Below are 17,413 nucleotides of genomic sequence, written 5' to 3' on the forward strand. Positions count from 1 at the left end.
TGTTATTTTTTGAGGCTATCCCGAATTTCTCTCAATAGCAGAATATCCTCTGGTGCTGGAGGGGTTGGTGGCGCATCTATTATTCGTATTTTGTTGACGACTTTCACCATCTGGAAAATGACAAATGCTAGAAGGATAAAGTTAATGGAAATTGTGATGAAGTTTCCATAGGCAAAAATGGGTACCCCAGCCTTTTTGAGGGCATCAAAGGTTCTTGGAACACCCTCAGGGATTCTGCCTAGCACCAAGAACAGGTTGGTAAAGTCAATATGACCCCCCAAAAGGGTGGAAATCACCGGCATCACAATGTCATTGACCAGGGAATCCACAATTTTCCCAAATGCCCCGCCAATGATAACGCCCACTGCTAAATCAACGACATTTCCCTTAACTGCAAAGTCCCGAAATTCCTTTAAAACAGCCATAAATACCTCTCATTTCAAGTGGATTGAGATTAACTCAAAATTAACCCTATAACTTTGATGAATGCCCGATTTTTACTTTAAAATCTCACCTTTAAGTATTTTTACCTATAAATGCTCTTTTCGAGGAATTTTGTAAATGAGTGACAAGCCCAGTATGGATAAGGATCGTCGTAAATGGTTGATCGCTACTTCAGCGGTTGGAGGCGCTGGTGCGGCCGCAGCCCTTTACCCGTTTGTTGATAGTTTTCAGCCTTCTGAGCGTGCTAAAGCCGCTGGAGCTGCCGTCGAAATCGATATTGCTGGTATGCAGCCAGATGAGATGCGCATGGTGGAGTGGCGTGGTAAGCCTGTATGGGTGGTGCGTCGCACCCCTGAGCAGGTTGCCGAGCTTTCCAAGATTGATGCAGAGCTTGCAGATCCTGATTCTTTAAGGGATCCAGCTCAATTTACCCCTCCTTATGCTCAGAATCAATGGCGCTCAATTAAGCCTGAATACATGGTAGTAGTTGGTATTTGCACCCATTTAGGATGCTCGCCTACACCTAAGTTTGAGGCAGGCGCTCAGCCTTCTTTGCCAAATACATGGCAGGGTGGTTTCCTCTGCCCATGTCATGGCTCAACCTTTGATATGGCGGGCCGTGTATTTAAGAACAAACCAGCCCCAGACAATATGGAAGTGCCGCCGCATATGTATTTGAGCGACACCAAAATTCTAGTCGGTGAAGATAAGAAGGCCTAAGGAGAAATAAATGGCATTTCACGAAAAAGAAGTCCCAGCAAACGCATCCGTCGCAGTGAAGATGATGGCTTGGGTTGATTCACGGCTACCTGTCACTGAAGCCTTCAAGCGTCATATGAGCGAGTATTACGCTCCTAAAAACCTGAACTTCTTCTACATTTTTGGTGCGCTAGCGATTGTAGTTTTAGCGATTCAGATCATTACAGGTATTTTCTTGACCATGAACTACAAACCAGATGCTGCTAAGGCGTTTGAGTCAGTTGAATACATCATGCGCGAAGTTCCATTCGGCTGGTTGATTCGGTACATGCACTCGACTGGCGCCTCGATGTTCTTCGTAGTGGTTTACATGCACATGTTCCGTGGTTTGATCTACGGCTCATATCGCAAGCCACGTGAGTTAATTTGGATTTTCGGTTGCGCTATTTTCTTAGCTTTAATGGGTGAGGCGTTCTTCGGTTACCTGCTCCCATGGGGTCAAATGTCCTATTGGGGCGCTCAAGTAATTGTGAACTTATTTTCCGCAATTCCATTGATTGGTCCAGATCTATCTCTTTGGTTACGTGGCGACTACGTAGTTGGTGATGCAACGCTCAACCGCTTCTTTGCATTCCACGTGATTGCTATTCCTTTGGTATTAATTGGATTAGTTGCGGCACACATTCTTGCATTACATGAAGTGGGCTCAAACAATCCAGATGGAATTGAGATTAAGAACACGGTTGATGAAAAAGGTATCCCTTTAGACGGAATTCCCTTCCATCCTTTTTACAGTGTCCATGACATCATGTATCTGGGCGGTTTCTTGATCATCTTTGCTTCGATTGTTTTCTTTGCACCTGAGATGGGTGGTTACTTCTTGGAAGCGAATAACTTCATTCCAGCAAACCCATTTGTTACGCCAACACATATTGCTCCGGTTTGGTATTTCACTCCGTTCTATTCCATGTTGCGCGCCACTACTACGAATTTCTTACTGCCTTTGTGGATTTTCTTGGCAGTAATTTTGGGTATGTTTGCTCTCCGGTCCAAAGACATCAAGGTAAAAGGCGCATGTGTAGCTATCGCATTGGTATTAGCCGCCGGTTTCTATGCGTTTGATGCGAAGTTCTGGGGTGTTGTAATTATGGGTGGATCTGTTGTGATTCTCTTCTTCTTGCCATGGTTAGATCACTCTCCAGTGAAGTCAATTCGCTATCGCCCCCAATTCCATAAGTATATTTTTGGAACCTTCATCTTGACTTTCGTAGTTTTGGGTTACTTGGGTATCGAGCCGCCATCACCTCTGTACGAAAAGATTTCTCAGATTTGTACTATTTATTATCTGGGCTTTTTCTTGGCAATGCCGTTCTGGAGCACGCTTGGTACATTCAAGCCAGTTCCAACGCGCGTTACTTTTAAGCCTCATTAATTCAGATACTCGAGAAATTAGGAACTAGTATGAAACGAATTTTGCACACTGTGATGGGCGTCTGTCAGGCAACTGCATTGATTGCTGCCCTTGGTTTTGGTTTAACTGCAAATGCAAGCGAGGGTGGTTTCCCGTTGGAGACTGCACCAAATCGCGTTAGTAATAATGCATCTTTGCAAAATGGCGCTAAGATATTTGTTAACTATTGCTTGAACTGCCACTCTGCTACAAGCGTGCGTTACAACCGTATGCGTGATATTGGCCTGACAGATCAGCAAATCAAAGACAACTTGATTTTGACCGACGCTAAAGTTGGCGACTTAATGACCATTTCAATGTCACCCAAAGATGGCAAAGCTTTCTTTGGTAAAACCCCTCCTGATTTATCTGTTGAGGCCCGTGCACGCGGTACTGACTGGCTCTATACCTACTTCCGCACTTTCTACAAAGATGACACTACCCAAACTGGGTGGAATAACTTGGTGTATCCGAACGTTGGTATGCCGCATGTCCTCTGGCAGTTGCAGGGTGAGCGTGCTGCAAAGTTTGAAGAGCGCCCAGATCCACATGACGCAAGCCGTGTAGAGAAAAAATTTGTTGGATTTGAGCAGTTGACTCCGGGAACTATGAAGCCACAAGAGTATGACGACAATATTGCTGACTTAGTTGCTTTCATGTCATGGATGGCTGAGCCAGTACAACTTGAGCGTAAGCGTTTAGGTGTGATTGTGTTGATCTTCTTGGCAATCTTCACTCTGGTAGCTTCACGTTTGAATAAGGCGTACTGGAAAGACATTCACTAAGCTTCAGTTTTTGAGATTTAAAGTCGCAGTTGTTTGTGCGTTTGTTGTATTGAAGTAGATATTTAAGGAAATAAATTTATGATGGTGTTGTACTCGGGCACAAATTGCCCATTCTCGCAACGCTGCCGTCTGGTGCTTTTTGAAAAAGGCATGGACTTTGAAATTCGTGATGTGGACTTGTTTAACAAGCCAGAAGACATCTCGGTGATGAACCCTTATGGCCAAGTTCCAATATTGGTCGAACGCGACTTGATTTTGTATGAGTCAAACATCATCAATGAGTATATTGATGAGCGTTTTCCTCATCCGCAATTGATGCCGCCCGATCCTGTTGCACGCGCACGCGCACGTCTCTTCCTCTTCAATTTTGAAAAAGAGTTGTTTGTACATGTTGCAGCTTTAGAGAATGAAAAAGGCAAAGCAGCTGAGAAATCTCATGAAAAAGCTCGCTTAGCAATTCGTGATCGCTTAACTCAGCTTGCACCTATTTTTGTGAAGAATAAGTACATGTTGGGCGAAGAGTTTTCTATGTTGGATGTAGCAATCGCTCCTTTATTGTGGCGTTTGGAGCATTACGGTATTGACCTCTCGCGTAATGCAGCTCCTCTCTTGAAGTACGCTGAGCGTATTTTCAGCAGACCTGCTTATATTGAGGCATTGACTCCTTCAGAAAAGGTAATGCGTCGCTAAGCGGCTCATTTCTCAGGCTGGCAGAATAAGCATGTCTGATATCCCAAGCAATAAACCCTACTTAATCCGTGCTCTACATCAGTGGTGCACGGATTTTGGTTTTACGCCCTTCATGGCTGTCTTTGTAGACTCTAGTGTTGAAGTGCCCATGGAGTTTGTGAAGAAAGATGAAATTGTTTTAAATCTCTCCTTGGAGGCCTGTCATCAACTGAATTTGGATAATGATTGGATCAGTTTTCAGGCAAGATTTGGCGGGGTTCCAAGGAAAATTATGGTTCCTGTAAGCCATGTTTTAGCGATCTATGCACGAGAAAATGGCCAAGGAATGTCCTTTCCATTTGATGCCAGTCAGGCCGGCAAGCTCAAAGATACAAGTCCTGAGAATGCTGAAAAGCCAAAAGCTAGCAGACCTTCCTTGACGATTGTGAAATAGGTTAAAATATTATCCGTTGCCCCTTTAGCTCATCTGGTAGAGCAACTGATTTGTAATCAGTAGGTGGTCTGTTCGAGTCGGACAAGGGGCACCAAAATTCCAAACCTAAGTTCTCACGAGCTTAGGTTTTTTCAATTTTAGAAACCGTATTTAATTGCGATGAAGTCTGCTTAATTGAGTAAGTTCGTTCTTCTAGTTTCTGGTAAGTAAAGCATTGCCACTATAGCCCCGCCAGCTAAGAAAACCGTCGGATACCAGAGTCCCGCAAGATTACTTTCCCAGTATTGATTCAACCAAGTCACAATTAAAGGTAGAAGCCCGCCTATCCACCCAGCCGCTAAGTTGTGCGGAAGGGTGGCTGCGCTATTTCTAGTTTTGGCTGGGAATAGCTCTGCAAGTAGGGCTGTTTGTGGACCCACTACAAGGGCAAGGATTGCAGATAAGCCAATCAAGACTCCTGCTATCAACGAGATAGATCCGCCACTACTTTGTAGAAAATAAAACGCCGGCAATATTAGTGTGGCTCCTAAGGTGAGGCCGCTTACAACGACAGGCTTTCTACCGATCTTGTCAGATAGCCATCCTGCAAGTACTGTGAAAGGCAATAGCGCAACTATTGCATAGACGCTGAGCTGATCTACCAACTGAGGGGCGAGCCTTACAGTAGTCTTCAGGAAGATCGAGGTGTAAACCTGTACGCAGAAAAAAAGCACTGCTCCACCAGCAGAGATGCAGAAAAAAAGTAGAAACATTCGCTTTCTGGTTTCAGGGTCTTTGAGATTGTCTCGCAATGGACTCTTTGATTGAGATTCAGTTTTACTAAGCTGTAAATAGACTGGCGTTTCCTCTAAAGCCATTCGTGCTCTAAATGCAATTAAAAGCAGAATCAGCGAAACCCAGAATGGCACACGCCACCCCCAGGATAAAAATTCTTCTTGAGTAAGATAGGTTTGTAGCAAGGCAATTTGAATCGTGGATACCAAGATGCCAAGGGGTCCCATGAGTTGCAAGAAGCTAGTCTTAAAGCCTCGATTAGAGTCACCTGCATGCTCTGTGAGGTAGACGGCGCTGCCCCCAATTTCTCCTCCTGCCGAGAGGCCTTGAAGTAGTCTAAGACTCACCAACAGAATAGGTGCCCAGATTCCAACCTGAGCATAGGTCGGCAAAAAACCAACGCAGACTGTAGCAATCCCCATGAGGGAAATGGTGATCATAAAGACGGGACGCCGGCCAATACGATCGCCAATGCTTCCAAAAATAGCTGCTCCTATGGGTCTCACCACCATACCTACACCGAAAGTCGCAAGGCTAGCTAATAGGGCTGTACTGGGATCGCTTGAGGGAAAAAAGAGGGGGCCAAAAACTACAGCCAGAGTGGCAAAGGTGAGAAAGTCATACCACTCTAGAAAGGTTCCAAAGCAAGCAGCAATAGCTACTTTTCTATAAGAAGGTGGTGAGGTCTGTATTTCTGATGCGTGCGTAGCAGTCAATTTTTATTCAGAGTCAGTTGACGATTCAATTAAGGGGGCAGATAAATTTTTACTAGGCTTAACACCGAGCTCACGCACCTTTTCTGCAGTACGAATCAGATTGCCTTTACCGGATTTGAGTTTACTAAAGGCATCATGGTAACTCGTTTGGGCTTGATCTAAACGTTGACCCAGTTTTTCAAGATCATCAACAAAGCCAACAAACTTGTCATAGAGCGTGCCACATTGTTTTGCAATTTCTAGAGCGTTGCGGTTTTGGTGATCCTGACGCCAAAGATGTGCAACAGTTCTCAGCGTAGCCATCAAAGTACTTGGACATACGAGAACAATATTCTTGGCAAGTGCCTCTTGGTACAAATTAGGCGCTGTCTTCAAGGCTAACAGGAATGCAGGTTCAATGGGCACAAACATCAACACAAAGTCTACTGAGCCAATTCCATACAAAGAGCTGTAATTCTTGCTTGAGAGCCCTTGAATGTGTTGTCGAAGAGACTGAATATGTGCCACCAATTCTTGCTCTGAGATAGTTGGATCGGTTGCCTCGGCATGGCGTGAATACGCGGTAATAGAAACCTTACTATCAACTACTAAGCTTCTACCCTCTGGCAGTTTAACCACTACGTCAGGCTGGAGACGTGAGCCATCAGTCTGAGTATGGCTATCTTGAACTAGATACTCTTCGCCTTTTCGCAGGCCTGAAGATTCGAGAATGGACTCTAAAACCAACTCACCCCAATTACCTTGTACTTTCGAGTCGCCCTTCAGCGCCTGAGTCAGCGAACGTGTCTCATCAGACATGCGTAAATTGAGATTAGCTAGACGCTCAATCTCACTCTTGAGTGCAAAGCGCTCACGTGCTTCGTTACCGTAAGAAGTATTTACCTGCTCTTTAAATTCCGAAAGCTTAGTTTGTAGCGGCTTCAGAAGAGCATCTAAACTAGCAACGTTTTGTTCAGTAAAGCGCTTGGACTTATCCTCCAAAATTTCATTAGCAAGATTTTTGAATTGGCTAGTAAGCGCCTCTTTAGCCTCATTGAGGGATTCAATTCTTCCTAAACCTTGTTTACGCTCTGAGTCTAGTGCTGCCTCAAGTCGAATGGCATTCTGTAATGCCTGATCACGCTCAGCTCTTAAGCTGGCGGAAAGCGCAGCATCATTTTGAATTTGCTGCTCAACTCTAGTGAGGGTTGAGCGTAAATTGAGCGCATAGACCAAAAGGCCTGCACATAAACTGAATGGCAGGCCAAATAGTAAAAGAGAGCTTAAGTCAAAAGTCACAAGTGTGAGTTATGCAGATTTTGTGCAATTAACCTTGTACAAGCTTTTTCAACTCACCGCTTTGGAACATTTCAGTCATGATGTCTGAACCACCAATGAATTCACCATTGATATAGAGCTGAGGAATAGTTGGCCAGTTAGCAAATTCCTTAATACCCTGACGAATGGCTTCATCTTCCAAAACGTTAACGGTATGAAGAGTCTCCACACCACTTGCGCGCAAAATATTGATCGCATTTCCAGAAAAGCCGCATTGCGGAAACTGGGCGTTGCCCTTCATAAACAATACAACGGGGTGGCTGGTAACGATTTCTTGAATTTTTGCTTGGGTATCCATATTTTTTTTCCTGAATTTATGCCATTTAAAGATGATGATTTACTGCTAATAATGAGGTAATTTTAAGGCTATCTGAAGAAAAGGGTTAATTCCCTGTATCGGTTTTAGAGCCTTTTTCGTCCAGAAGCTACTCGGCAGTGGCCTGCCAAATCGAGGTGAACCTGGACGTCTATTAGACCCGCCCCTTTCATTAGCTCCATCACCGCTTTGGATTGATCAAAGCCATGCTCAACGGCAATCAAGCCACCAGATTTAAGGTATTCACCAGTCCCGGCAATAATGCTTTCTAAGCAGCTCAGCCCGTTAGCGTAATCGGTTAGAGCGGATACAGGCTCAAAACGGAGATCCCCTTGAGTGAGGTGGGGGTCTTGATGGGCGATGTAGGGCGGATTACTCACAATCAGATCAAATTGGCTTGGTTCGGTCAACGCCGCATACCAACTGCCTTGTAAAAACTGGACTTGATCTAGTAGGTTTAAGGAATGTGCATTTTGCTTTGCAATGGCTAGAGCCTCGGTTGTTTGATCTGTCGCAATTAGTAATGCCAGTGGTGCAGCGCTTGCGATAGAGAGTGCAATAGCACCAGAGCCAGTGCCCAGATCTAGTACCCTTGTGCATTTGTTGAGTTTAGCAATCTCAGTAAGGGCAATCTCTACGAGGAGCTCAGTTTCTGGGCGAGGAATAAGTACTCCAGGGCCAACCTCTAACTCAATATTATGAAAGCCCTTCTTGCCTAAGATATACGCAATAGGTTCTCCTAGAACTCTTCTGGAAACTAATGTTTCCCATTCTAGAAAAGCTTGCTCATTCAAACTCATACCATCACGAGATAGCAGGGCAGAGCGTGGGAGTTGGTAGTGCTTCTCTATGATGTGGGCAAGTAATATCCGCACCTCATTTGCTGGCAATGCACAGTTGCTAATTAATTCGCGTAAGGGCGGGCTGGCGCTCATCCTGGGGTGGAATTAATTATCACCAAGTGCTGCAAGAAGCTCCGCCTGATGTTCAGACGCAAGGGCATTGCATAGATCGTCTATATCACCATCCATCATGGCATCAATTTTATACAGCGTGAGATTGATGCGGTGATCGGTAATACGACCCTGTGGAAAGTTGTAAGTCCGAATGCGATCACTACGATCACCAGTGCCAACTAAAGACTTTCTGGTCTGTGCTTCTAGCTGATGTTTTTCACGTTCACGAGCATCCATGATGCGAGAGACAAGAACCTTCATTGCTTGTTCACGATTGCGGTGCTGACTGCGATCATCTTGGCACTCAACCACAGTGCCAGTTGGTAAATGAGTAATACGGACAGCGGAGTCCGTTTTATTAATATGCTGACCACCAGCCCCTGAAGCTCTAAAAGTATCAATGCGTAATTCAGCGGGATTAATTTTGACCGCTTCTAATTCATCAGCCTCGGGCATCACAGCTACTGTACAAGCTGAAGTATGAATACGTCCCTGAGTTTCTGTTTGGGGAACACGTTGCACGCGATGGCCACCAGACTCAAATTTGAGGCGTGAATAAACAGACTGACCTACTAGGCGTAAAACAACTTCTTTATAGCCACCAAGATCAGATTCGGCAGCATTGACCACTTCTACTCTCCAGCCCTGACGTTCTGCAAAGCGCGTATACATTCGGAGTAGATCGCTGGCAAAAAGTGCGCTTTCATCACCGCCTGTACCTGCCCGAATCTCTAAGAAGACATTGCGTTCGTCGTTGACATCTTTGGGTAGGAGTAGTTTTTGAAGCACACCCTCAAGCTCTTCCATGGCGGCTTGAGCTTGTTTTTGCTCTTCATCAGCAAAGTCCTTCATATCAGGATCCTTGCGCATCTCTTCTGCAGCTTGAGCATCAGCCTCGGCTTGTTTATATAAGCCAAATTGCTCCACTACCGTCGCAATATCAGAATGCTCACGTGTGAGCTTCCGATAGTTATCCATATCCTTGGTGGACTCTTCGGTAGTTAATAAGGAATTGAGTTCGGCTAAGCGCGTATCTAGGTGGTCTAGCTTAGCCCGCATGCTGGGCTTCATCTAATGGTCTTCTGGCTTGGAGTGTGAGGCGAATAATTTGGGAAGTAACTTAATCAGTGCTTCACGCTCAGCGCCATTGGAGTGTTGCAAAGCATGTAATGAGCCATGTAAGAACTTATTTGTTAAGCCTTGAGCCATTGCATTGAGAACTTCTTGGGGATCCTCGCCACGCATCAATCGTTTCATCGCGCGATCGAGTTCAAGTTGCCTGAGGTGCTCGCCTTGTTGCTGAATATCCTGAATGAGTGGCACAGTCTTACGACCTTGCATCCAGTGCATGAAATTACCCACACGATCTTCAATAATGGCTTCAGCCTGACTCACCGCTGCTTGGCGTAAAGAAGCTCCCGTCTGAATCATCACGCCTAGATCATCTACCGTATAAAGGTAGATGTCATTTAAGCGGCTAATCTCTGGCTCAAAGTCACGTGGAACCGCTAGATCAATCATGACCATCGGTTTACGACGACGCTGCTTAAGAGCACTCTCCACCATTCCTAATCCGATAATCGGTAGTGATGATGCTGTACTTGAAATGATGATGTCAAATTCATGTAATCGACTTGGCAGATCTGAGAGCTTAAATGATTCTGCCTCAACATTTTGAATAGAAATTGAGTCTGCTAATTCTTGTCCGCGTTCAATCGTGCGATTGGCAATGGCTACTGCCTTAGGCTTGCGTGCCACGAAATGGGTAGCGCACAAAGTGATCATGTCACCAGCGCCGATAAACAGAACACGTTGATCAGCAATACTTTCAAAAATACGTTCGGCTAATCGAACGGATGCTGCTGCCATTGAAATCGAGTGGGCGCCAATCTCTGTCGAGCCACGAACTTCTTTTGCGACTGCAAAGGTTTTCTGAAAGAGTTGATTGAGATATGTACCAAGGACGCCTGCATCATTTGCAGTACGCACAGCATCTTTCATCTGACCCAAGATTTGGGTTTCACCAATCACCATGGAGTCCAACCCACAAGCAACTCTAAAGGCATGACGAACTGCATCAGATTGCGGTAGCGAATAAATATGTGGCTCCAAACTGCTAGGAGCAAGTTGTTGGGTTTTGGCTAACCAGTCAAACGTCGCTTCATGTAAGAGGCTGGCTGCATCTGCATCATTAGCGGCGCAGTAGAGTTCAGTTCTATTACAGGTAGACAGGATTGTGGCCTCAGGCAGGCCGGCCTGATTCGCACCAACAAGATGTTGGCGAAGATCGTGCAACGCTTCTTGAAGAAATTCAGGGTCAAAGGCGACCTTTTCCCGAATGGCGACCGGCGCTGTGTGATGATTGATGCCGAGTGTCAACAACTTCATAATGGTGATTATAGATTTGATGGCGGCAACAATGGGGGTGGCAATGGGGTTTTTAGCTTTTCTGGTAATTGGTGGTCTAACTGGCGTATTTGCCTTGGTTTTTTACCCAGGAAAACGTCAATCTAAGCTAAGGGCTAAGAAATTTCTTATGGCAGTCTTGGTTGGCGGTGTTTCTGCCCTAGCTAGCTCCTATATAGGGCAATTTACAGGTGTATTTCAGTCAGGTCAGATGTTGGAATGGCTCAGTGCCATTGCAGCCTCTTGCCTTGCAGGCTGCCTCTATGCAGTCTACGCAGCAACACAGAATTAGTTAAATAGGTCACCATGAGGGACGGTCCAGCAAATGGGGCTTGCTCCGTGCTCTAGCAGCCATTTATTGGCTTTGGTGAAGTGCCCGCAACTCTCTTTTCCGCCAGGCTGAATAAAAGGCCGATCTGTTTTATAGACCCCTAGCCCAGAAGGGTGTGAGGATTGCAGAATCAATTGATCTGGTGCTATTTCAATAAGGGGTAACTTGGATTGGGCGTGACCACCCCACAGCATCCAAACCAGATGCGGCTTTTGCTGCGCTAAGGCGCTTATCAGTCGATCAATCAGGGATTTCCAGCCCAGATTGGCGTGACTGCCTGCTTCACCCAATTTGACACTGAGAGCGGTATTGAGAAGTAAAACGCCTTGCTCAGCCCAAGAATGAAGATCCCCGTTGTTAAGGGCGTCAAAACTTTCCAGTGCTAGCGCCTTGCTGATATTACGTAAGGAGCTCGGAAATTGGCGAGAATTCGTCGGAATATTACTCGGAATAGAAAAAGCCAAGCCCTGGGCTAGCCCAGGAGAGTGATACGGATCTTGCCCCAAGATGACGACCTTAACCTGATTCAGCGGAGTCAGAGAGAGTGCTTTGAAGAAATTCTGAGGCTCTGGACAAATCTTTTCGAACTCTTTATTGAGCTCAGTCCTGAGATTGGTCTGTAGTTGTTGCCACTCAGGGGATTCAAAATAGTCTCCGAGTAGAGTGCGCCAATCTTCCGGAATATCAGCTGCAGAAAATGAATGCATCACTCAGCTGGTGTGAGTATGTACTGGGCTGGAATTTGATCATCCTTAAGAACAGTCATGCGCTCGTGCTCTAAATCATCTCGATAAAAACAAATCTGAATGATTTGCCCTGTGATCAAGCTAGATAAAATTTTATCCCAGCGAGCAGCAGTAACACGCTCACCATTGATGCTAGCTAGAAGATCTCCGGTAGCTAGACCAGCCAATTGCGCGGCACCACCGTCGAGTACGTGGGTTACCTTTAGCCAGCCGCCTACTTCGGTATGACGCAGCCCAAGTTGCAATTTAATTTGCTCAAGCTTGGAATGGGTTTTTTGTTTCACTGAAATAGTTTGGGAATCAATCCATTTCTGAATTGGAATATCTTCAGCGCCAAAAATGTAGCGGGATTGAAATTCATTCCAAGTTTTAGAGAATCCCTTCCCTAGTAATTTGAGAATCAAGTCGTCCATGCCGTCTTCAGCAATGCCATCCAACGTAACTCCATGGGTTTGCCAAATGAGGCGCATCAAATCATCTAAGGATTGGCCGTTGCTTGTAAATGCACGAATCTTGAGATCTAAACCTAAGGCGAGTAATGCGCCCTTGCCGTAATAACTTACTACTGCATTCGGCGTGTTCTCATCGGCCTGGTAATACTTAGTCCAAGCATCAAAAGAGCTGTCCGCTAGGCTTTGCTTCAATCTACCAGGCCCGCGCAAAATACCATTCCAATTATTAGCCACTAGCTTGAGGTAGGTTTTGAGGTCAATACGTGTGCTACGGAATAATTGCAAGTCATCGTAGTAACTCGTAAAGCCTTCAAATAACCAAAGTAAACGAGTATGGTTTCTGCGATCAAGTTGATAGGGTTGAAATGCTTTTGGCTGAATGCGTTTAACTAACCAAGCATGGAAGTATTCATGACTACAGAGGCCTAGAAACTCACGATAGGATGCCTCATCAAGCGGGGAATTTATTTGGGGAATCTGATCACGACGGCATAGCAGGGCGGTGCTATTGCGATGTTCAAGTCCGCCATATCCAGAGAGAACCGCATTCACCAAAAATAAATAATTCTGGAAAGGTGCTTTCTTAGTCTTTGGCTCAAAGAGATTAATTGTGCTGGTACAGATAGCCTGCAGATCTTTTGCCAAGCGCTCAAGATCAATTTCATGGATGCAACCTTGAATGGCCATGGCATGTGACACGCCATTCGATTGCCAATGTGCAATCTGAAACTCACCCATCGCAATCGGATGATCTAAGAGATCATCATAATTTTTGGCGAGATAAAAGCCGTAACCTTGATCATCTACTTTGGCTTGTTGTAATCCCGTTTGAACAGTCCAGGAGTTCGCGCAAGTATCTTGAGGAGAAACTAAGACTACAGTGCAGGGTAAAGACTCCTGCCCCTTGACTGCTAAACATAAACTGCTTGGGTTGATAAAAGCACGCTCAGTATCTAGATAGGCGGCTCGTACTGAAGAATCAAATGCATATACCGTTGTGAGGATTTCTACTGCACCAGCTACCTTGGGTAAGCACCATTGATCGTTATCAATTCGCTCTAAGACTAGCGCTTCATTTGGCTTATTTAGTGCAAACGCTTCGATCGTTTCAATTTGTTTGCTGAAATCACGTATTAAATAGCTTCCCGGAATCCAAGCGGGTATTTGCAAAATCTGTCCGTTGGGCGAGGGATTTTGAATGTGTAGCTTCACATGAAAGCGGTGACCATGTAAATCCGCCGACCAAATGGTGTACTGGATTGCTGGTAAATCAGAGATATTTAATTTGTTCATTAGGATTACCTCTCACTTCAGACTGCTAAATTTCTTTTCAATATCGGTGATTTGAACTGCACCTGGAAAGCGACTGCCATCAGTAAAGAAAATAGTAGGCGTACCTGTAATGCCATAGGTTTTGGCAAAGGCCATATTTTTATCTAAAGGTGTGCTGCAGTCGCCCTTACCGGTAGGTGTAATGCCATTGATCATCCAATCAACATAGGCTTTTTGGGGATCTGCAGAGCACCAAATTTGTTTCGACTTTTGCGCGGAGTCAGCTGAGAGAATCGGAATAAGGTAGGTATAGACCGTAACGTTATCTAATTGCTGCAAGGATTTATCTAAACGCTTGCAGTAGCCACAATTCGGGTCGGAAAAAACAGCTAACTGTCGACTGCCATTACCTCGCACTACTTTTAAAGCATTTGATGAATTGAGTTCAGACCATTTAATGCGATTGAGGTCTGCCTGTTTTTGCTCCGTAATATTTTTCCCAGTAGCGATCTCAATGATTTCGCCTTGGATTAAATATTTACTATTCGCATCGGTATAAAAAATTTCATTTCCAACTAATACTTCATATATGCCGGAAATGGGTGATTGAGAGACACTTTTGATTTTGGTGTTTTGGCCAATCTTCTTTTGGAGTTCAGATCGAACTTGCTGTTCCGATTGCGCGTTGACTATTCCTACTAAAAATATTAGAGAGCAAGCTAAAGAGAGAGTAGAAAGTAATTTATTCAAAATCAGCATCTCCAAGCGCGCGCTCAATGAGGCGCCGTTTAATGAAGTGACTGCGATTGACCATACCCAGCCCCCAATTACGTAATTGCCTTTCAGTACTACTACTTGCTGAAAAAAGTTTTTTAAGTTTATCTGTTACCCAAAGTAATGCGCTGGTGTCGCCTTGACGTTGTCTTTCATAGCGACGCAGTAGCACTATGTCATTGAGTAGTCGAAAAGATTCTCGTTTACTCAGCACGTGAAGTAGTGATGCAACATCTCTGAGGCCTAAATTTAAGCCTTGTCCTGCTAATGGATGAATGACATGAGCCGCATCTCCAATCAGCACAACCTTGGGATTTTCAGCTGGGCCAATGAAGCGACTCGCCTGAATTCTTCTAAGAGGAAAAGTGGCTGGTATCGAATTGAGCTTGAGCTCCCCAAGTTGAGCAGCTATTGCTCCATTAGCAATCGAGGAAAACTTTTCAGCCCAGCCTGAAAAATCTAGTTTTAAAAGATCCGCAGCATTTTCTGGCGAGGTTGACCATACCATCGATACTTGTTTATTTGGTAGCGGTAACATTGCCACAATATCGCCGCCTGGTAAAAACCATTGATAAGCAGTTTCTAAATGGGCACTACTGCAAATCCAATTGGCTACCACGGCATTTTGCGAGTAGCTTTCCTCTTTTGCAGAAATCCCCAACTCCGAGCGGATGGGTGAATTAGCACCATCAGCAGCAATCAGGAGTTGGGCTCTCAAGCTTGAACCATCTTTTAGGTGGAGTAGAACCCCATCAGCAATGGTTTTAATTTTTTCGACTGCGCCATTCATACGCTCTAATTTATTTTGGAAGCGTGAGGCTTGATCCAAGGTGTGTTCGATCAGATTCGATTCGCCAATCCAGGCTAACTGGGGAATGCCTGCTTCAAAAGCGGATAGATGCAGCTGATCCTGGTTTTCACCGCGATCGCCAAAAATACGCATATCTCGAACAGCTTGCATACGACTGTGATCAACGGCATCCCAAACTTGTAGATGGGTTAATAGTTTTTGGGTGCCGGGAGAAAAAGCATAGATACGTTGTCCCCATTGACTGCCCTCGGGGGCAGCAACCACTTGACCTAAATCGGGGGCAATCTGAACCGTTTGCAGTCCAAGTTGCGCTAGACCTAAAGCACAAGCCTTGCCCACTATGCCTCCGCCGACTACGGCAATATCTACAGTCCGTATCTGAGAGGTATTTTTAGGTAATTTAATCGAGGTATTTGGGTGAACTTCTGACATATCTCGATGATATCGAAACTAGCCCTTTACAATACAGCCATGTCTTTGAAATGTGGCATCGTCGGCCTGCCTAACGTCGGCAAATCTACCCTCTTTAACGCGCTTACCAAGGCTGGAATCGCGGCAGAAAACTATCCTTTCTGCACGATCGAGCCTAATGTAGGAGTGGTCGAGGTTCCTGACCCCCGTCTTGCCGCTTTGGCTGAGATTGTAAAGCCCGAGCGCATCCTGCCTGCAGCTGTCGAGTTTGTCGATATTGCGGGATTAGTGGCTGGTGCCTCCAAAGGCGAAGGTCTAGGGAATCAATTTTTAGCCAATATTCGTGAAACTGACGCCATTACCCATGTGGTGCGCTGTTTTGAGGATGCAAATGTGATCCACGTAGCCGGAAAGATTGATCCAATCTCCGATATTGCCGTGATTGACACCGAATTGGCTCTGTCAGATTTAACTACAGTTGAAAAAACGCTACAGCGCTCAAGTAAGGCGGCAAAGTCAGGTAATGACAAAGAGGCTACAGCCTTAGTGGCTGTGCTGACCAAAGTGCAGGCTCACTTAGATCAAGCTCAGCCGGTACGCAGCATGAAGCTGACTGAAGAAGAAAACTTGCTCTTAAAGCCACTCTGCTTAATCACAGCAAAGCCGGCAATGTATATCGCTAACGTTAAAGAAGACGGTTTTGAAAATAATCCTCATTTAGAGGCGGTTATTCAGCATGCAGCCAAAGAGGGCGCCCCAGTAGTGGCGGTATGCGCTGCAATCGAGGCTGAGATTGCTGATTTGGATGATGCTGATAAAGCGGAGTTTCTTGCCGACCTAGGTATGGAGGAGTCTGGATTGGATCGCGTAATTCGTGCGGGTTATAAGCTATTAGGGCTACAGACCTACTTTACCGCTGGTGTTAAAGAGGTTCGCGCCTGGACCATTCATCAAGGTGATACTGCCCCCCAGGCTGCTGGGGTGATTCATACGGACTTTGAACGTGGCTTTATTCGTGCGCAAACTATTGCATATGAAGACTTTGTGCAATTCAAGGGCGAATCTGGTGCCAAAGAGGCTGGCAAGATGCGTGCCGAAGGTAAAGAGTATGTTGTTAAAGATGGTGATGTATTAAATTTCCTCTTTAACGTTTAAAGCATCATCCTTAAAGAAAAAGCCCTTAGTAATAAGGGCTTTTTTGCTTTCTTGCGGGAAGTTATTAACCCGCTTTGACAGCCTTTTCTAGACACTTGGAAATTTCTTCATAGCGTTTGATGGCGATCTTGCTAGGAATCACTTCTTTTTTACGCCCATCTTCATTTGCAGCCATTTTGATATAACCCCTGGCGCTGAGGTTCTTCAGTCGTCCGTGGAGGGTCGCTTGGGAGCCCAGATCAGAAAGGGAAATCAGGTCGCCAACTAAGATTGACTGCTTGGCATGAAAGCTCAGAATAATTTTGTCCAACAGACTTTCTTCAATGGAATCGAGTTTTTTCCCAGTATTGATGCGGTCAAGAACATCAATTAGATTTAAAAAACGAATATAGCAAGAGGATTTATCGGTGGACATAAGTGATTGAGGTTTGTGGGCTATTAGCTATAGGGTTAACGACAGGAATATAAACCTGCA

General features: G+C 45.2%; 19 protein-coding genes and 1 tRNA gene. 8 read left to right on the forward strand and 12 right to left on the reverse strand.

Going from position 1 to position 17,413, the window contains the following annotated elements:
• Positions 1-2: 2 nt before the first annotated feature.
• Entirely contained in the window at positions 3-425 is a 423-nt protein-coding gene (gene mscL, locus C2759_RS00670; protein WP_215355463.1) for a large conductance mechanosensitive channel protein MscL, read from the reverse strand.
• A gap of 136 nt (positions 426-561) precedes the next feature.
• Here mscL and petA point away from each other — a divergent pair, with 136 nt between their 5' ends.
• The 6 genes from petA (at position 562) to C2759_RS00700 (ending at position 4,595) form a co-directional block, all read left to right on the forward strand.
• A complete protein-coding gene (petA, locus tag C2759_RS00675; protein ID WP_215355465.1) occupies positions 562-1,164 on the forward strand; it encodes a ubiquinol-cytochrome c reductase iron-sulfur subunit in 603 nt (200 codons plus the stop codon).
• Positions 1,165-1,174: 10 nt separating this feature from the next.
• On the forward strand, positions 1,175-2,575 hold the full coding sequence (locus C2759_RS00680; RefSeq protein WP_215355467.1) for a cytochrome bc complex cytochrome b subunit: 1,401 nt from the start codon (positions 1,175-1,177) through the stop codon (positions 2,573-2,575).
• Between the two features lie 29 nt (positions 2,576-2,604).
• A complete protein-coding gene (locus C2759_RS00685; RefSeq protein WP_215355469.1) occupies positions 2,605-3,378 on the forward strand; it encodes a cytochrome c1 in 774 nt (257 codons plus the stop codon).
• A 78-nt stretch (positions 3,379-3,456) separates the two neighbouring features.
• The gene (locus C2759_RS00690) at positions 3,457-4,068 is read left to right on the forward strand and encodes a glutathione S-transferase N-terminal domain-containing protein (RefSeq protein WP_015420301.1); all 612 of its coding nucleotides are present in this window, start codon (positions 3,457-3,459) and stop codon (positions 4,066-4,068) included.
• A 31-nt stretch (positions 4,069-4,099) separates the two neighbouring features.
• Complete coding sequence (locus C2759_RS00695; protein ID WP_215355471.1) at positions 4,100-4,501, forward strand: ClpXP protease specificity-enhancing factor; 402 nt, start codon at positions 4,100-4,102, stop codon at positions 4,499-4,501.
• Positions 4,502-4,519: 18 nt separating this feature from the next.
• Positions 4,520-4,595 (forward strand) — tRNA-Thr (locus C2759_RS00700).
• A gap of 76 nt (positions 4,596-4,671) precedes the next feature.
• On the opposite strand, the gene C2759_RS00705 is transcribed toward C2759_RS00700, so the two are convergent.
• From C2759_RS00705 to hemA, 6 genes are all read right to left on the reverse strand, one after another.
• Positions 4,672-5,991 carry an MFS transporter gene (locus C2759_RS00705; RefSeq protein WP_215355472.1) on the reverse strand — a complete coding sequence of 440 codons (1,320 nt, stop codon included), beginning with the start codon at positions 5,989-5,991 and terminating at the stop codon, positions 4,672-4,674.
• Between the two features lie 3 nt (positions 5,992-5,994).
• Positions 5,995-7,269 (reverse strand): DNA recombination protein RmuC, encoded by a 1,275-nt coding sequence (gene rmuC, locus C2759_RS00710; RefSeq protein ID WP_215355474.1) that lies wholly within the window; start codon positions 7,267-7,269, stop codon positions 5,995-5,997.
• Between the two features lie 28 nt (positions 7,270-7,297).
• Complete coding sequence (gene grxD, locus C2759_RS00715; protein WP_215355476.1) at positions 7,298-7,606, reverse strand: Grx4 family monothiol glutaredoxin; 309 nt, start codon at positions 7,604-7,606, stop codon at positions 7,298-7,300.
• 104 nt (positions 7,607-7,710) lie between these two features.
• Complete coding sequence (gene prmC, locus C2759_RS00720; RefSeq protein ID WP_215355478.1) at positions 7,711-8,559, reverse strand: peptide chain release factor N(5)-glutamine methyltransferase; 849 nt, start codon at positions 8,557-8,559, stop codon at positions 7,711-7,713.
• A 12-nt stretch (positions 8,560-8,571) separates the two neighbouring features.
• Positions 8,572-9,651, reverse strand: coding sequence for a peptide chain release factor 1 (gene prfA, locus C2759_RS00725; protein ID WP_215355480.1), 1,080 nt, complete (start codon positions 9,649-9,651; stop codon positions 8,572-8,574).
• On the reverse strand, positions 9,652-10,968 hold the full coding sequence (gene hemA / locus C2759_RS00730) for a glutamyl-tRNA reductase (protein ID WP_215355482.1): 1,317 nt from the start codon (positions 10,966-10,968) through the stop codon (positions 9,652-9,654).
• A 1-nt stretch (position 10,969) separates the two neighbouring features.
• Here hemA and C2759_RS00735 point away from each other — a divergent pair, with 1 nt between their 5' ends.
• Positions 10,970-11,278, forward strand: a complete 309-nt coding sequence (locus C2759_RS00735; RefSeq protein WP_251366976.1) for a hypothetical protein — start codon at positions 10,970-10,972, stop codon at positions 11,276-11,278.
• On the opposite strand, the gene C2759_RS00740 is transcribed toward C2759_RS00735, so the two are convergent.
• The 4 genes from C2759_RS00740 to C2759_RS00755 are packed head-to-tail and all read right to left on the reverse strand — an operon-like array spanning position 11,275 to position 15,804.
• On the reverse strand, positions 11,275-12,024 hold the full coding sequence (locus C2759_RS00740; RefSeq protein WP_215355484.1) for a uracil-DNA glycosylase: 750 nt from the start codon (positions 12,022-12,024) through the stop codon (positions 11,275-11,277). The genes C2759_RS00735 and C2759_RS00740 overlap by 4 nt on opposite strands.
• A complete protein-coding gene (locus tag C2759_RS00745) occupies positions 12,024-13,808 on the reverse strand; it encodes a M61 family metallopeptidase (RefSeq protein WP_251366977.1) in 1,785 nt (594 codons plus the stop codon). The genes C2759_RS00740 and C2759_RS00745 overlap by 1 nt, the downstream gene beginning before the upstream one ends.
• Before the next feature lie 12 nt (positions 13,809-13,820).
• The gene (locus C2759_RS00750) at positions 13,821-14,537 is read right to left on the reverse strand and encodes a DsbC family protein (protein WP_251366978.1); all 717 of its coding nucleotides are present in this window, start codon (positions 14,535-14,537) and stop codon (positions 13,821-13,823) included.
• Entirely contained in the window at positions 14,530-15,804 is a 1,275-nt protein-coding gene (locus tag C2759_RS00755) for an FAD-dependent monooxygenase (RefSeq protein WP_215355488.1), read from the reverse strand. The genes C2759_RS00750 and C2759_RS00755 overlap by 8 nt, the downstream gene beginning before the upstream one ends.
• A 39-nt stretch (positions 15,805-15,843) precedes the next feature.
• Between C2759_RS00755 and ychF the strand changes: the two genes are divergently transcribed.
• The gene (gene ychF / locus C2759_RS00760; protein WP_046329441.1) at positions 15,844-16,938 is read left to right on the forward strand and encodes a redox-regulated ATPase YchF; all 1,095 of its coding nucleotides are present in this window, start codon (positions 15,844-15,846) and stop codon (positions 16,936-16,938) included.
• 64 nt (positions 16,939-17,002) lie between these two features.
• On the opposite strand, the gene C2759_RS00765 is transcribed toward ychF, so the two are convergent.
• Entirely contained in the window at positions 17,003-17,353 is a 351-nt protein-coding gene (locus C2759_RS00765) for a hypothetical protein (protein WP_215355490.1), read from the reverse strand.
• Positions 17,354-17,413: the final 60 nt, after the last annotated feature.

This window comes from Polynucleobacter sp. MG-Unter2-18 (assembly GCF_018687675.1).
GTDB lineage: Bacteria > Pseudomonadota > Gammaproteobacteria > Burkholderiales > Burkholderiaceae > Polynucleobacter.

What these genes read in the sequence shown, in the direction of transcription:
- C2759_RS00735 (WP_251366976.1), top strand. Translation starts at nt 10,970, where the DNA reads ATGGTGATTATAGATTTGATGGCGGCAACAATGGGGGTGGCAATGGGG.
- C2759_RS00695 (WP_215355471.1), top strand. Translation starts at nt 4,100, where the DNA reads ATGTCTGATATCCCAAGCAATAAACCCTACTTAATCCGTGCTCTACAT.
- prfA (WP_215355480.1), bottom strand. Translation starts at nt 9,651, where the DNA reads ATGAAGCCCAGCATGCGGGCTAAGCTAGACCACCTAGATACGCGCTTA.
- C2759_RS00680 (WP_215355467.1), top strand. Translation starts at nt 1,175, where the DNA reads ATGGCATTTCACGAAAAAGAAGTCCCAGCAAACGCATCCGTCGCAGTG.
- C2759_RS00755 (WP_215355488.1), bottom strand. Translation starts at nt 15,804, where the DNA reads ATGTCAGAAGTTCACCCAAATACCTCGATTAAATTACCTAAAAATACC.
- mscL (WP_215355463.1), bottom strand. Translation starts at nt 425, where the DNA reads ATGGCTGTTTTAAAGGAATTTCGGGACTTTGCAGTTAAGGGAAATGTC.
- ychF (WP_046329441.1), top strand. Translation starts at nt 15,844, where the DNA reads ATGTCTTTGAAATGTGGCATCGTCGGCCTGCCTAACGTCGGCAAATCT.
- petA (WP_215355465.1), top strand. Translation starts at nt 562, where the DNA reads ATGAGTGACAAGCCCAGTATGGATAAGGATCGTCGTAAATGGTTGATC.
- C2759_RS00745 (WP_251366977.1), bottom strand. Translation starts at nt 13,808, where the DNA reads ATGAACAAATTAAATATCTCTGATTTACCAGCAATCCAGTACACCATT.
- prmC (WP_215355478.1), bottom strand. Translation starts at nt 8,559, where the DNA reads ATGAGCGCCAGCCCGCCCTTACGCGAATTAATTAGCAACTGTGCATTG.
- C2759_RS00765 (WP_215355490.1), bottom strand. Translation starts at nt 17,353, where the DNA reads ATGTCCACCGATAAATCCTCTTGCTATATTCGTTTTTTAAATCTAATT.
- C2759_RS00685 (WP_215355469.1), top strand. Translation starts at nt 2,605, where the DNA reads ATGAAACGAATTTTGCACACTGTGATGGGCGTCTGTCAGGCAACTGCA.
- grxD (WP_215355476.1), bottom strand. Translation starts at nt 7,606, where the DNA reads ATGGATACCCAAGCAAAAATTCAAGAAATCGTTACCAGCCACCCCGTT.
- C2759_RS00690 (WP_015420301.1), top strand. Translation starts at nt 3,457, where the DNA reads ATGATGGTGTTGTACTCGGGCACAAATTGCCCATTCTCGCAACGCTGC.
- C2759_RS00740 (WP_215355484.1), bottom strand. Translation starts at nt 12,024, where the DNA reads ATGCATTCATTTTCTGCAGCTGATATTCCGGAAGATTGGCGCACTCTA.
- hemA (WP_215355482.1), bottom strand. Translation starts at nt 10,968, where the DNA reads ATGAAGTTGTTGACACTCGGCATCAATCATCACACAGCGCCGGTCGCC.